Here is a 12613-nt window from a genome sequence, read left to right on the forward strand (position 1 = left end):
CCCCGGCGGCCGGTCGACCGGACCGGATCAGGACCGACGGTCCGCGAGCCACCCGACCACCGTCGCGCTGGCCGGCACCGCCACCACCGAGGTGAGCACGGCCAGGATCAGCGGCCCGCCGTAGCTGTCACCATCGGTGAGCGCGTGGATCAGCGGGTGCACCAGCGGTACCCACTGGCCGAGCAGCACCACTCCGAGCAGGAGCACGGCGGCGAGCACCGTCCAGCCGATCCGCGAGACCAGCAGCCGCGAGCACGGCAGCCCGATCGCCATGCCCAGCAACGCGCAGGCCAAGTGGGTCAGCAGGCCGACGCCCAGGGCATCCCAGTGCAGCCGCCACGGTCTGACCACCGACCAGCCCAGGGTGATCAGCGTGAGCCCGGCCGAGCAGCCGGACACCGTCAGCAGCGCCCCGCCGATGGTCCTCCGGCGCCCTCCGGCGTTGCTGAGCGTGACCAGAAGCTGCACCGGGTCTTCGATGTCGAGCAGCGCGATGGTCAGCCAGCAGGCCACCACCAGCATCGCGCCGCCGCTCACCCCGTACAGCGGGAGCACCGGGGAGCTCGGGTCGGAGTAGAGGATCACGCACACCGCGAGGTAGGCGAGCAGGGCCGGCAGGTACCGCTGGGAATGGCCCAGCAGCGCCAGGTAGTACCGGGTCACGGCGAGCACGGCGCCACCTCCCGCACCGACCAGCCGCCCGAAAGCGCGCGCAGCAGCACGGCGTCGGCGCTGGTCGCGTCCACGGTGAGCACCACCCGCGTGCCTTCCGCGAGGACGTGCCGCACACCCGGTTCGCCGGTCCAGTCGCCGCCGGGGCCGGACAGCACGATCCGCGTGGCCGGCCCGGGCGCACCGTCCACCGCCGGGGCGGCTGACGGCGTGAGCTGCCCGACGTCGAGCCGGTGCACCTCGTCGGCGTGCTCGCGCACCACCTCCGGCCGGTGGTCGGTGAACACCACGCTCGCGCCGCGCGCCCGCGTCTCGGCCACCAGCTCCCCCAGCACCGCGTGGGTGCCGACGTCGAGCCCGGACCACGGCTCGTCGAGGATCAGCAGCTCCGGCCGGGGCAGCACCGCCTGGGCGAGCCCGACCTTCTGCGCGTTGCCCTTCGACAGCGTGCGCAGTTGCGCGTCCGGTCCACCGACCAGCGCCAACCGGCGCAACAGCGGATCGATTGTCGACAAGTCGGCCAATCCGCGAATCCGCGCCATGTGCCGCAGGTACGCCCGCGCGCTCAGCCGCTGCCCGCCCGGGAACCGGTCCGGCAGGTAGCCGACCGACGGCCGTCCCTCGACCACCCCGCTGCTCGCGCGGGAGACCCCCGCCATGATCCGCAGCAGCGTGGACTTGCCCGAGCCGTTCGAGCCGAGGATGCCGACCACCCGGCCCGCGGGCACGGACAGGTCGACCCCGTCGAGCACCGGCCCGCCGGCCCCGTAGCGCTTGCCGACGCCGGTGAGCCGAAGCAGCGGGCTCACGCAGCGGCGGCCTTCTGCAGGGCCTCGGTCGCGCGCTCCAGCTCCTCGACCAGCGCGGGTTCGACCGGATGCCCGGCCGCGGCCATCCAGTTGGCCAGCATCCGGTGGCCGCCCTGGGTGAGCACGGACTCGGGGTGGAACTGCACCCCCTCCAGCGGCAGCGAGCGGTGGCGCATGCCCATCACCACCCCGGACCCGGTGCGGGCGGTGACCTCGAAGACGTCCTCGGGAATCGTCTCCGGCAGCACGGTGAGCGAGTGGTAGCGGGTGGCGGTGAACTCGTCCGGCAGCCCGGCCAGCACGCCGGCTCCGGTGTGGCGCACCTGGCTGGTCTTGCCGTGCAGCAGCTCCGGCGCCCGGTCCACGGTGGCGCCGAAGTGCACGCCGAGGGCCTGGTGGCCGAGGCAGACGCCGAGCATGGGCGTGCCCGTCTCGGCACACTTCGCGATGACCTCGATGCTCTGACCGGCGCGCTCGGGCGTACCCGGGCCGGGCGAGACGAGTACCGCGTCGAACTCGGGGACGCGCTCGAGGTCGACCACGTCGTTGCGCCACACCGTGCAGTCGGCGCCGAGCTGCGCCAGGTACTGCACCAGGTTGTAGACGAAGCTGTCGTAGTTGTCGACGACGAGTACGCGCATGGGCTCAGCTTAGCGACTCCCACCTGGTGGACCGTACGCCAGATCACAATGAAAATTAGGGCAGCCTAACTTACCTTGGGTAGCGTGAGCCGATCTCTTCGCGTTGCCGTCGTGGGTGCGGGCCCCGCCGGCATCTACGCCGCCGACATCCTGGACAAGTCCGACGCTTCAGGCACGGTCGCGATCGACCTGTTCGAGCGGATGCCCGCGCCGTTCGGCATGATCCGCTACGGCGTCGCCCCCGACCACCCCCGGATCAAGGGCATCGTCACCGCGCTGCACAAGGTGCTGGACCGCCCGAACATCCGCCTGCTCGGCAACATCGACTACGGCACCGACATCAAGCTCGACGAGCTGCGCGAGTTCTACGACGCGGTGATCTTCTCCACCGGCGCGATGGCCGACCGACCGCTGGACATCCCCGGCGCCGGACTCGAAGGCAGCCACGGCGCCGCCAACTTCGTCTCCTGGTACGACGGTCACCCCGACGTGCCCCGCACCTGGCCGCTGGAGGCCACCTCGGTCGCGGTGCTCGGCGTCGGCAACGTGGCCCTCGACGTCGCCCGGATCCTGGCCAAGACCGCCGACGAGCTGCTGACCACGGACATCCCGGCCAACGTCTACGAGGGGCTCAAGGCCAGCCCGGTCACCGACGTGCACGTGTTCGGCCGCCGCGGCCCGGCGCAGGCCAAGTTCACCCCGCTGGAGCTGCGCGAGCTCGACCACTCGCCGAACGTCGAGGTGATCGTGCAGCCCGAGGACATCGAGTTCGACGAGGGCAGCGTCGCCGCGCTGCGGGCGTCGAAGCAGATCGACATGGTGGTGAAGACCCTGCAGGAGTGGGCGATCCGCGACCAGGGCGCCCGCCCGAAGCGGCTGCACCTGCACTTCTTCCACTCCCCGGCCGAGGTGCTCGGCGAAGACGGCCGCGTGACCGGGCTGCGCACCGAGCGCACGGAGTACACCGGCGACGGCACCGTCCGCGGCACCGGCGAGTTCCACGACTGGGACGTGCAGGCGGTGTACCGCGCGGTGGGCTACCTCTCGACGCACCTGCCGGAGATCCCGTTCGACCACGTGGCCGGTGTGGTGCCGAACCAGGCCGGCCGGGTGCTGGACCTGGACGACAACCAGCTTCCCGGGGTGTACGTGACGGGCTGGATCAAGCGCGGCCCGATCGGCCTGATCGGCCACACCAAGGGCGACGCCGCCGAGACCGTGGCCAGCCTGCTGGCCGACGCCGAAACCCTGGCCACCCCGAAGTACAGCTCGCCGGACGCGATCCTCGACTTCCTCGCCGCCCGCGGCATCGCGTTCACCACCTGGGACGGCTGGAGCAAGCTCGACGCGCACGAACGCTCCCTCGGCGAGCCACACGGCCGCGAGCGGATCAAGGTCGTGGAGCGCGAAGAGATGGTGCGCGTCTCCCGGCTCCTGTGAGTCACGCCGGGCCGGCCCGTTCCGCCGAAGTGGTGATGAACATCGTTTTCTCTTGTGGCCGGGGCGGCCGGGCGGTAGCCAGGACAGGACCGACTGACCATGGAGGTTCTCTTGTCTCTGGACGTATCGCCCACGCTGCTGGAGAAGGCCGAGCGCGGTGAGGTCACCGACGCGGAGTTCGTGGCCTGCGTGCGGGAGTCGCTGCCCTACGCGTGGGAGGTGATCACCGGCGTGATCGCCGAGGCCGAAGGCGCCGCGGACGGGTTCGCCGACAACGAGACGCCACCGCCGGACGAGACCGCCCGCGGGCAACTGCTGCGGGCCCTGGCCTCCGACGCCATCCGCGGCGGCCTGGAGCGGCACTTCGGCGTGAAGCTCGCCTTCCAGAACTGCCACCGCGTGGCCGTGTTCCGCTCGTCCGCACTGGACGGCGACCGCTACCGCGCGTTCGTCTCGCCCCGCGGCCAGTTGCTCAACCAGAGCCCGGAACTGCGCGACTGCTGACCGGCCGCGGACGCCGCAGCGCGGGCAGCACCTCGGTGCCGATCCGCGTGATGTTCTCGCACGTGCCCTCCGGCGTGCCGGACGCCTCCACGAACATCACCACGTGGGCGACGCCGGTGCGCCGGAGGCTCGTCTCCAGGGTTTCCACGCAGTGGCCCGGATCCCCGACGGGGTGGATCGCGCACAGCCGCTCGGTGTAGTCACCGGGGTCGCGCGAAGGACCGGGCCGGCCGTCCACCGTCACGTGCGCGCCGAGGCCGTCGGCGAGCCAGCCGGGCAGCGTCCGCCGCACCACTTCGACCGCGTCCGCGCCGACCTGGCACAACACCGTCGACACGTGGTCCGCGGGCGTCCCGTGGGCCGCGACCGTGGCGGCCTTCTCGGCGTCGTCGGCGTGCAGGCCCAGCAACATCGGCAGCCCGCGCTCGGCGGCCAGGCGCACGGCGCCGGAACCCGGCCCGCCGCAGGCGACGACCAACCGCGGCTGCCGCTCCGGCCGCGGCACGAACGGCACCTCGCGGAACGCGAAGTGCTCACCATCCGCGCCCACCCGGCCGCCGGCCATCGCCGACCGCAGCAGGTCCAGCGATTCGGCGAACCCGCTCTCATACCGGTTCAGCCCGGTGCCGAACACCTCCAGGTCCTGCCACGGCCCGCCGCGCCCGACGCCGACGCGCAGCCGGCCGCCGGACACGGCGTCGAGCATCGACCACTGCTCCGCCAGCGCCACCGGGTGCGTGGTGGACAGCACGCTCACCGCCGTGCCGACGTCGACGCGCGAAGTCCGGCCGAGCACGTGCGCCGCGAGCGTGACGGCCGACGGGCAGACGCCGTAGGGCATGAAGTGGTGCTCCGCGAGCCACACGTCGTCGAACCCCGCGGCCTCGGCGGCTTCCGCGGCGCGGACGGTGCGGCGCAGCACGTCGGCGTCCGCCTGGCCCGGGAACCGCCCGGAGACCAGGAAGACCCCGAACCTCAGTTGTCGACCGCTACTTCGTTGAACCACAGCAGCGGGTCGATCCACGGGAAGATCACGAACATCAGCAGCGCCACCACCCCGAGCACCAGCACCACGGACAGGGTCAGCTTCGCCGCGAACGGTCCGGGCAGGTGCCGCCAGAGCCAGCCGTACATCAGGAGGCACCGCCGATCTGCTCGAGAAGCTTCGTGTAGTCCGAGACCTGCGACTTCGGCACCTGCTGGGCCAGCACCGAGGTGATGATCAGCCGCTGCTTGGCCGAGAACTGCGGGTGGCAGGTGGTGAGCGTGAGCAGCGAGGCCTGCTGGGCCTTGGGCAGCGCGTCGGCCGGCTTGTACGGCACCGGGTTCACGGCGTCGCCCTGGCTGGGCAGCACCACCTTGCGGCCGAAGGTCTCGTCGTACGCCCCGCCGCCCGCGAGGCTCGGGTCACGCAGCGTCGGCACGCCCTTGCACTCGGGCTGCGCGCCCTTGCCGCTGGTCCAGCCCTTCATCTCGTCGTCGTAGGGCAGGACCTTGTAGATGAAGAAGTCGGTCGAGGTCTCGATCACGATCTGGTCGCACGAGCTGAGGTTGTCCAGGTCGTTGAACGGCGCGCCCTTGCCCACGCGGTGGCCCGCGATGCCGAAGTTCCCCGGCTCGCCGGGCAGCGCGGTGCCCTTGTAGTGGCCGGGTCCGATGGCGAGCGAGTCCTCGCCCGTGCCCTCCTGGATGGTGAAGTTGAAGTCCGCGCCGAAGCTGGGGATGTGGATCCGGGCGAACGCCTTGCCGTCCACCAGCTCGGGGTGCAGCGTGCGGTCCTTGGCCCAGTCGCCCTGCAACTGGTCGCTGGCCACGGACTGCTTCTCGGCCGAGAACAGGTCGGTCACGTAGACCTCGTAGACCATGAACAGCAGCACGATCACGCCGAGGGTGATGAGGATCTCGCCCGCGGTCCGGATCGCGACGCCGCCCTTGCCGAGCGGCGCGGGCTCCGGCTTCTCCTTCACCGCCGTGCCGCCGGCGCCGACCGCCGCGAAGACCTCGGTCTCCTGGTTGGCCAGCCCGGGCCCGGTCGGGCGCCGGCGCGGATCCGGGCCGCCGGGGCGGCGCAGCTGCTCGGTCGGCCGCGCGCGGTCCGGGTCACCGGCGGGCCGGGTTCGCCTCGTGCCGTCGCCCGGCCGTCCCCGGTCCGGATCGGCCGAGGGTCGCGGCCGGTTCGGCTCGCCCGGTCGTCCACCCCGGCTCTGATCGGGTGCTCTCCGCGGGTCGGCCGCCCGGCGCGGGGGCTCCCCGAGCGGACCCGGCCGTGGGCGCCTCGGCTGTCCGGAGCCAGACGGCGGGGTCCTGGGCGGAGTCTCGCCCGGCGGCTGCCTGCGGGGTCGGCCGGCACCGTCGGGACCGGGCGGCGGCCGGTGTCCCCCACCCTCCGGCCCAGGCCCGGAGGGGCGGCGGCGATCCTCGCCCGGCCAATCCTGCGTACCCACGCAAGCTCCTCTCGCGCCCAGCGTCGCGGCCCCGCGGCGAACTCTAGGTGGCGCTATTGTCACAGTCCGGAAATCCGACCGCTCCCGACCAGTGCTCTGGAGCCGTCGTTTACGTTAACGTGTCCACGTGGCGCTGGTTGCGCAACCCGACAGCGGGGACCCCCGCGGATCAGGCACCGCCACCAGGAGAGCCCGAACCGCACGCGAGGAACACGATGCCGAAGTCCAAGGTCCGCAAGAAGACCGCGTACACCCCGCCTGCCGATCGCCGTACGCCGGTGAAGGTCAAGGCCGCGGGCCCGTCGAACCTGTTCTACAAGATCGTCATGTTCGGTCTCATGCTGATCGGGCTGCTCTGGCTCATCGTGAACTACATCGCCGGTCCCAAGATTCCGTTTCTCAACGACCTGGGCAACTGGAACTTCGCGATCGGTTTCGCCGCGATGATCGTCGGCCTGCTCATGACGATGCGGTGGCGCTGACCATTACCCCGGACGGCGGCTTGACACCGAATTACAGCGGTGTGACTCATCCCCAGTGTGGATAACCTCTGTGGATAACTACCCCACCTCGTGGGCGCCGCGCCCGGCCCTTGTGGTACTGGCCTGGTCGGTCACCGCCCTGCTGCTGGCCGGGGTGGTGACCGACGCGGTCTTCGGCGACGGCAAGGGCGCGGTGCTCATGGGCGTCGCGCTGCTGGCCGTCGCCGGTTTCGCCGCACACTGGAGCCTCGTGCGGCCACGCCTGGCCGTCGACGCCGAGGGCCTGGTGGCCCGCACCCTCGGTGGCACCCACCGGCTGCCCTGGGACCGCACCTCGGCCCGGCTGCGCACCACCCGCCGCATGGGCCGCGACGGCGTGACCCTGGAGCTCGAGCACGGCGACGAGCTGTACGTCTTCGGCCGGCTGGACCTCGGCGAGGATCCCCGCGACGTGATGGACGTGCTCAGCGCCCGACGCGGCGCCCGCTAACCGCAGAAGTACGACGGAACTCCCCGCACCGCGGCGAGCCGGCAGTCGAGCGACGGGATCTGCGCGTCGCGGTAGAGCAGCAGGCCGACGAGCGCGACCACCACGATCACCGCCCCGGTCACCTGCCAGCGCGTGCGGTTGCGCTCCGGCGCGTACAGGAACGCGAAGGCGACCAGCGCACCGGTGACCAAGCCGCCGACGTGGGCCAGGATCGAGATGTTAGGGATCGAGAACGTGATGTAGGCGTTGATCGCCAGGGTGATCAGCAGGCCGGACGGGTTCAGCTTGAGCTTCAGCACGATGACGGCGTAGCAACCCATCAGGCCGAACAGCGCACCGGAGGCCCCCGCGGTCGGCCGGTTGGGCTGGTCGAACAACAGCACGGCGGTCGAGGCGCCGAGCATCGAGACGAAGTAGAGCGCGGTGAAGCGCGCCTTGCCGAACACCGGCTCCAGTGCGCGGCCGATCATCCACAGCGAGAACATGTTCGCCGCGATGTGGATGGGCCCGTAGTGCAGGAAACCGCTGGTGAAGACCCGCCACCACTCGCCGCCGCCGAGCGTGGGGTAGGTCCAGAGCTCGCCGAGCGCGGAGAGCTGCGATCGGCCGTTGTCGAACAGGCTCCGCGCCTGGACCACGGTGATCAGGAAGACCAGCACGTTCACCGCGAGCAGCGTGCCGGTGACCGCCACGGAGTTCGACGGCCGGGCCCCGGCGATGGTGCGGGCACCCAGACCGGAGTCCTGGTAGTCGCGGTGCTGCCGGCGCTGCTGCTGGGCGCCGGTGTGCACGCAGTCGGTGCACTGGAAGCCCACGGCGGCCTCGCGCAGGCAGTCCGGGCAGGCCGGACGGCCGCAGCGCGCGCAGCTCAGGCCGGTCGGCCGGTTCGGGTGCCACCAGCACCCGGGCTGCGGGAGCTGGGGCTGGGCGGAGGGATTCGGCGGTTGGTTCACGATGCCCCCAACCTACCGAAATCCCCCCGGGCCGGCCTCAGTCCTCGACGGTGACCTTCTCGATGACGATGTCGGACAGCGGACGGTCCGCCGGTCCGGTCGCCGCACGGCCGATCGCGTCGACCACGGTGCGGGACTCCTGGTCCGCCACCTCGCCGAAGATCGTGTGCTTGAAGTTCAAGTGCGTCGTCGGCGCGACGGTGATGAAGAACTGCGAGCCGTTGGTGCCGGGCCCGGCGTTCGCCATCGCCAGCAGGTACGGCTTGTTGAACTGCAGCTCCGGGTGGAACTCGTCGCCGAACTTGTAGCCGGGGCCGCCGCGGCCGGTGCCGGTCGGGTCCCCGCCCTGGAGCATGAAGCCGTCGATCACCCGGTGGAAGATCGAGCCGTCGTAGAAGGGGCCGGAGTTGCCCCCCTGCGCGTTCGGCTGCGTGTACTCCTTGGAGCCGTCGGCCAGCCCCACGAAGTTCGCGACCGTCTTCGGCGCGTGGTCGGGGAACAGGTTCACGTGGATGTCACCCTGATTGGTGTGCAGGGTGGCCTTGCGGGCGCTTTCAGTCACGCCGCCATCGTGCCATCCCCTCGCACATTTGGGGGGTTCAGGGGGCGCCGACCGGCCGGTGTGACGCGTCCGACCGCAGGAAGAGGCCCCTTTCCGAGGTTTCGGCGATTCCCGAACGGGGAAGAGACAGCGTTACGTCGGGAAAAAGGGCACGATAGGTTGCAGGCAACAGAGCAGTACCACAACGATTGATGAGGTGAAGGCCATGACCCGGACCGCAGATTCGGTGGGCGAGTCGGTGAAGTCCGGCACGCTCGGCCTGCGCAAGCGAGCCACCGAAGCGGGCAGGGCGGGGGCGGAGGCGGCCGCGAAGGCCGCCGAGGCCGGTGCTGAGGAGTTCGCGAAGCAGAGCCGCCAGGCACGCCAGAAGCTGGCGAAGAAGACCGAGCTGACCCGCAAGGAGCTCAAGAAGAGCTCCGCCGCGGCCCGCAAGGAGGCGCTGGCCCGCGTCGCCGAGCTGAAGAAGCCCGGTCGCAAGGCGAAGAAGGCGGCCATCAAGGCGGCCAGGTCCGCCGGTGACTCCAGGCGCCGCGGCAAGAAGGATTTCAAGAGTGCGAAGAAGGACTTCCGGGCGGCGCTGATCGAGGCGAAGTCGGCGGCCAAGGGTACGCGCCGGCGTCGTCGCTGGCCGTGGCTGCTGGGCCTCGGTGCGGTCGCCGTCGGCACCGCGGTGGCGTTGAAGTCGCGTCAGCAGGAGCCTCCGGTCGCCCCGGCCCCGCCGAAGGCGACGCCGCCGGCTCCCCCGGCACCCAAGCCGGCGGCCCCGAAGCCCGTCGCCGAGGCGCCGAAGCCCGTCGCCGAAGCCCCCAAGCCGTCCCCGACGGCCAACGGCAAGGCGCCGAGCACCCCGGTCGAGAAGAAGAACTGACCGAACAGCGAAGAGGGCCCCGGGAGCGATCCCGGGGCCCTCTTGCGTTCGCTCTGATCGATCAGACCGCGGTGGCGGCGTGCTTGTCGATCAGCTGTCCGAGACGGGGAAGGGCCTCTTCGACGTTCTTCTTGCCGTTCGGGCGCAGCTTCGAGTAGACCTTCTTGATGCTGTCGCGGCTGCTGCGGTCCGCACGGGAGTCCGTGACGGTCAGCAGCGCGTCGGAGGCCTCGTCCGAGCGGCTGGTCAGGTAGGCGCCGAAGTCGTTGCCGCCCTTGGCCTTGTAGTCGCCGTAGAAGGGCTCGAGCGCTCCCGCGAAGTCGTCCAGCAGGGTGTCGACCGCCGAGGGGATGATGCCCGGCTTGATCTTCTTGACCGCGGCGAAGCCGGTCTTCACCACAGCGCCGGAGACCCCGCCCTTGTCGGAGACCTCGGCGTCCACGAGGCCTTCGAGGTCGGTCACGACCGTCGGGCGACGGCTGGAGTCGAGCAGGATTTCCTTGAGGGTGTCAGCCACGAATCTTGTCCTTGTCGTCGTATGGCGAAGTGCATGTGGTGCCGGACGGGCACCCGCCCGCGCGAGTGCTCCAGGCCTGCGCGTGACGCACAGGGTAATACAAGATCAACTTCACTCACCCGTGTGGAGGCCACTACTCAGAGCTTCAGGGCAGCGATAGCATTTTTCGCCACTTTGCGTGCCTTGATGCTCTGCTTCTGGTTGCTCGTCACGATGACGGCCGCGTTCCCTTTCGAGACCGCGTACACCACACCGTCACCAGAGGGCTGGTAGCCGCCCTTCCACCCCGGCGGGTCCGAAGCCGGGTTGGACGTGTCGATCGGGGCGACCTTGTTGACCAGCGCCGTGGCGACTTCGGCCTTCCCGACGTACACCTGCACGGTCAGCTGAACGTGCCCGTCGGGCCGGTAGAAGAAGCACGCCGGATCGGGCTGGTCGTCCGACACCCGCACCTTCGACACGTGCTGGCCGTTCGCGTCCTCGACCACCAGGCTGTCCAGGTACGGGCAGTCGGCCGTCTTGCCGGGCTGCGGATCGGGCGGCAGCCCCGTCCCCGCCGAGCTCGTCGCCTCGGTGGACGGCGCGGGCGCGGGCGTACCCGGAATCTGGGTCGGCGCTCCGCAGCCGGCGAGCAGCACCAGGGCGGGCGCGAGAACGAGGATTCGTCGCATGGCGCGCACAGTCAACCATGCCCGGTCAGGCGGGAGTGAAGCCGCGACACCACCCCGGCGTGCGACGATGTCCGGGCGCGAACGCCGGGTCGGGGAGGTCGGGAAAGTTGCTCACACCGGAGCAGTACCTGCAGGTGGTGGCCGAACGCGTCCAGCGCAGCGGCGGCCGGCTCCACACCGTCCGGATCGGCCCGTCCACCGCCGTGGTCGGCCTGTTCGCCGAGCCGATCCTGCTCTCCACGATGAACTACTGCGTGGTGGCCGCGCCGTACCCGGAGATCGACGCGCTGACCCTGCACCAGTTCACCGGGCTGGCCATCCAGCACGCCCGCGCGAACGTCCTGGGCACCCTCGGCTGGACCGCCGCCTCGGTGGTCATCGCCGGCTTGGTCGGCCGCGTCCACCCGGACGCCGCCCAGCTCGCCGCGGCCAAAACGGGCAACCAGTTCGGTGGCGAGACCCGCATGGTCGCGGTCGACCCGGCCGGCCGGCGCCACGCCTGGATCGGCGGCAAGCTCTGGGGGGCCGCCATCCACGGCTCGGTGAACGCGAAGCTGCAGTTCTGCTTCCCGGAGCCGATGGAGGCTTACCAGCAGTGGCACTGGCAGGCGGCCCAGCGGCCGGGCGGCTACCCGGCTCAGCCAGGCAACCCGGGACAGTCCGGCGCTCCCGGCAACCCGGGGCAGTCCGGCGCACCTGACGCCTACCCGGTACAGCCCGGTGTCCCCGGTAACCCGGGACAGCAGCAGATTCCCCCCGGCCCGCCCGGCCCCGGTGGCTTCCCCGGCCAGCCGATCCCACCGGGTTCCCGGCCGACGACCGGGCCGCCGCCGGCCGCGGGGCCGACCGGGCCGGTACCGCCGCACTACCCCTCGCCGGGGCTTCCCCCGTACGGTCGGTGACATGGTTTCGTTGCGTGGCTGGCCGTCCTTTCCGGCCGAACTACCCGGCTTCGACCCCGACCCGGCGCCGGACCGCCCCGAGGAGCTGTTCCTGACCTGGCTCACCGAGGCCGGTGAGCACGTGCTGGCGCCGCACGCCGTCACCCTGTCCACAGTGGATGAGCACGGCGCGCCGGACGCGCGGGTGGTGATCCTCAAGGACGTCGGCCCGGCCGGCTGGGCCGTCGCGACCAGCTCGGAGAGCCCGAAAGGCCGCCAGCTCACGGAAAATCCCCGCGCCGCGCTGACGTTCTTCTGGCCGGGCCGCGGGCGTCAGGTCCGCGTGCGCGGCACCGTCGAACCGGCCCCGCGCGAAGTCTCCGACGAAGACTTCCGCGCGCGCCCGCCCGCTTCGCGCGTCGAGGCGTTCATCGGCCACCAGTCGGAAGTACTCCGGGATCCGGACAAGCTGACCGAAGCGGCGGCCGCGGCCGAGCTCTGGGTCGAGGAAAACCCCGACGCCGCACCGGAAACGTGGACCCGCTACCTGATCACGCCGACCGTCGTCGAGTTCTGGCAAGCGAGCCACGACCGGCGGCACGTCCGCCTCCGCTACCGGCGCGAAGACGAGGGCTGGACGCGAGAACGCCTTTGGCCGTAGGGCCGCGGCGTGGTCACC

Annotated in this window: 17 protein-coding genes; 7 read left to right on the forward strand and 10 right to left on the reverse strand. The window is 71.3% G+C overall.

Going from position 1 to position 12613, the window contains the following annotated elements; genetic code table 11:
* Positions 1 to 27: 27 nt before the first annotated feature.
* From NYF13_RS05735 to NYF13_RS05745, 3 genes are read right to left on the reverse strand one after another with little or no spacing between them, the layout of a single operon-like run.
* A complete protein-coding gene (locus NYF13_RS05735; protein ID WP_315654619.1) occupies positions 28 to 672 on the reverse strand; it encodes a hypothetical protein in 645 nt (214 codons plus the stop codon).
* Complete coding sequence (locus NYF13_RS05740) at positions 660 to 1472, reverse strand: ABC transporter ATP-binding protein (protein WP_315657210.1); 813 nt, start codon at positions 1470 to 1472, stop codon at positions 660 to 662. Before NYF13_RS05740 ends, NYF13_RS05735 begins: the two co-directional genes overlap by 13 nt.
* A 5-nt stretch (positions 1473 to 1477) precedes the next feature.
* Positions 1478 to 2122: an aminodeoxychorismate/anthranilate synthase component II gene (locus tag NYF13_RS05745; RefSeq protein WP_315654621.1), complete on the reverse strand. Its 645-nt coding sequence runs from the start codon at positions 2120 to 2122 to the stop codon at positions 1478 to 1480.
* A 111-nt stretch (positions 2123 to 2233) separates the two neighbouring features.
* Between NYF13_RS05745 and NYF13_RS05750 the strand changes: the two genes are divergently transcribed.
* Positions 2234 to 3562: an FAD-dependent oxidoreductase gene (locus tag NYF13_RS05750; RefSeq protein ID WP_315657213.1), complete on the forward strand. Its 1329-nt coding sequence runs from the start codon at positions 2234 to 2236 to the stop codon at positions 3560 to 3562.
* Between the two features lie 111 nt (positions 3563 to 3673).
* On the forward strand, positions 3674 to 4066 hold the full coding sequence (locus NYF13_RS05755; protein ID WP_315654622.1) for an SCO5389 family protein: 393 nt from the start codon (positions 3674 to 3676) through the stop codon (positions 4064 to 4066).
* Here NYF13_RS05755 and NYF13_RS05760 read toward each other — a convergent pair.
* The 3 genes from NYF13_RS05760 to NYF13_RS05770 are packed head-to-tail and all read right to left on the reverse strand — an operon-like array spanning position 4035 to position 6138.
* A complete protein-coding gene (locus tag NYF13_RS05760) occupies positions 4035 to 5072 on the reverse strand; it encodes an LLM class flavin-dependent oxidoreductase (RefSeq protein ID WP_315654623.1) in 1038 nt (345 codons plus the stop codon). The two genes, NYF13_RS05755 and NYF13_RS05760, sit on opposite strands and share 32 nt — an antisense overlap.
* The gene (locus NYF13_RS05765; protein WP_315654624.1) at positions 5042 to 5200 is read right to left on the reverse strand and encodes a hypothetical protein; all 159 of its coding nucleotides are present in this window, start codon (positions 5198 to 5200) and stop codon (positions 5042 to 5044) included. The genes NYF13_RS05760 and NYF13_RS05765 overlap by 31 nt, the downstream gene beginning before the upstream one ends.
* Entirely contained in the window at positions 5200 to 6138 is a 939-nt protein-coding gene (locus NYF13_RS05770) for a class E sortase (RefSeq protein ID WP_315657215.1), read from the reverse strand. Before NYF13_RS05770 ends, NYF13_RS05765 begins: the two co-directional genes overlap by 1 nt.
* A 587-nt stretch (positions 6139 to 6725) precedes the next feature.
* On the opposite strand from NYF13_RS05770, the gene crgA reads away from it, so the two are divergent.
* Entirely contained in the window at positions 6726 to 6992 is a 267-nt protein-coding gene (gene crgA / locus NYF13_RS05775) for a cell division protein CrgA (protein ID WP_315654626.1), read from the forward strand.
* Positions 6993 to 7062: 70 nt separating this feature from the next.
* Entirely contained in the window at positions 7063 to 7482 is a 420-nt protein-coding gene (locus NYF13_RS05780) for a PH domain-containing protein (protein WP_315654628.1), read from the forward strand.
* On the opposite strand, the gene NYF13_RS05785 is transcribed toward NYF13_RS05780, so the two are convergent.
* A complete protein-coding gene (locus NYF13_RS05785; protein WP_315654630.1) occupies positions 7479 to 8435 on the reverse strand; it encodes a rhomboid family intramembrane serine protease in 957 nt (318 codons plus the stop codon). The genes NYF13_RS05780 and NYF13_RS05785 overlap by 4 nt on opposite strands.
* Before the next feature lie 37 nt (positions 8436 to 8472).
* The gene (locus tag NYF13_RS05790; protein ID WP_315654632.1) at positions 8473 to 8997 is read right to left on the reverse strand and encodes a peptidylprolyl isomerase; all 525 of its coding nucleotides are present in this window, start codon (positions 8995 to 8997) and stop codon (positions 8473 to 8475) included.
* Between the two features lie 205 nt (positions 8998 to 9202).
* Between NYF13_RS05790 and NYF13_RS05795 the strand changes: the two genes are divergently transcribed.
* Positions 9203 to 9865, forward strand: a complete 663-nt coding sequence (locus NYF13_RS05795) for a hypothetical protein (RefSeq protein ID WP_315654634.1) — start codon at positions 9203 to 9205, stop codon at positions 9863 to 9865.
* 61 nt (positions 9866 to 9926) lie between these two features.
* On the opposite strand, the gene NYF13_RS05800 is transcribed toward NYF13_RS05795, so the two are convergent.
* Both NYF13_RS05800 and NYF13_RS05805 read right to left on the reverse strand, forming a co-directional pair.
* The gene (locus NYF13_RS05800) at positions 9927 to 10382 is read right to left on the reverse strand and encodes a DUF6918 family protein (protein WP_315654636.1); all 456 of its coding nucleotides are present in this window, start codon (positions 10380 to 10382) and stop codon (positions 9927 to 9929) included.
* A 137-nt stretch (positions 10383 to 10519) separates the two neighbouring features.
* Positions 10520 to 11053: a DUF2020 domain-containing protein gene (locus NYF13_RS05805; RefSeq protein WP_315657217.1), complete on the reverse strand. Its 534-nt coding sequence runs from the start codon at positions 11051 to 11053 to the stop codon at positions 10520 to 10522.
* A gap of 107 nt (positions 11054 to 11160) precedes the next feature.
* Between NYF13_RS05805 and NYF13_RS05810 the strand changes: the two genes are divergently transcribed.
* Both NYF13_RS05810 and NYF13_RS05815 read left to right on the forward strand, forming a co-directional pair.
* Positions 11161 to 11955 (forward strand): hypothetical protein, encoded by a 795-nt coding sequence (locus NYF13_RS05810; RefSeq protein ID WP_315654637.1) that lies wholly within the window; start codon positions 11161 to 11163, stop codon positions 11953 to 11955.
* 1 nt (position 11956) lies between these two features.
* On the forward strand, positions 11957 to 12595 hold the full coding sequence (locus tag NYF13_RS05815) for a pyridoxal 5'-phosphate synthase (RefSeq protein WP_315654638.1): 639 nt from the start codon (positions 11957 to 11959) through the stop codon (positions 12593 to 12595).
* Positions 12596 to 12613 lie beyond the last annotated feature (18 nt).

Origin of the sequence: Amycolatopsis sp. PS_44_ISF1 (assembly GCF_032335455.1) — a bacterium.
GTDB lineage: Bacteria > Actinomycetota > Actinomycetes > Mycobacteriales > Pseudonocardiaceae > Amycolatopsis.

What these genes read in the sequence shown, in the direction of transcription:
- NYF13_RS05745 (WP_315654621.1), bottom strand. Translation starts at nt 2,122, where the DNA reads ATGCGCGTACTCGTCGTCGACAACTACGACAGCTTCGTCTACAACCTG.
- NYF13_RS05765 (WP_315654624.1), bottom strand. Translation starts at nt 5,200, where the DNA reads ATGTACGGCTGGCTCTGGCGGCACCTGCCCGGACCGTTCGCGGCGAAG.
- crgA (WP_315654626.1), top strand. Translation starts at nt 6,726, where the DNA reads ATGCCGAAGTCCAAGGTCCGCAAGAAGACCGCGTACACCCCGCCTGCC.
- NYF13_RS05795 (WP_315654634.1), top strand. Translation starts at nt 9,203, where the DNA reads ATGACCCGGACCGCAGATTCGGTGGGCGAGTCGGTGAAGTCCGGCACG.
- NYF13_RS05805 (WP_315657217.1), bottom strand. Translation starts at nt 11,053, where the DNA reads ATGCGACGAATCCTCGTTCTCGCGCCCGCCCTGGTGCTGCTCGCCGGC.
- NYF13_RS05815 (WP_315654638.1), top strand. Translation starts at nt 11,957, where the DNA reads ATGGTTTCGTTGCGTGGCTGGCCGTCCTTTCCGGCCGAACTACCCGGC.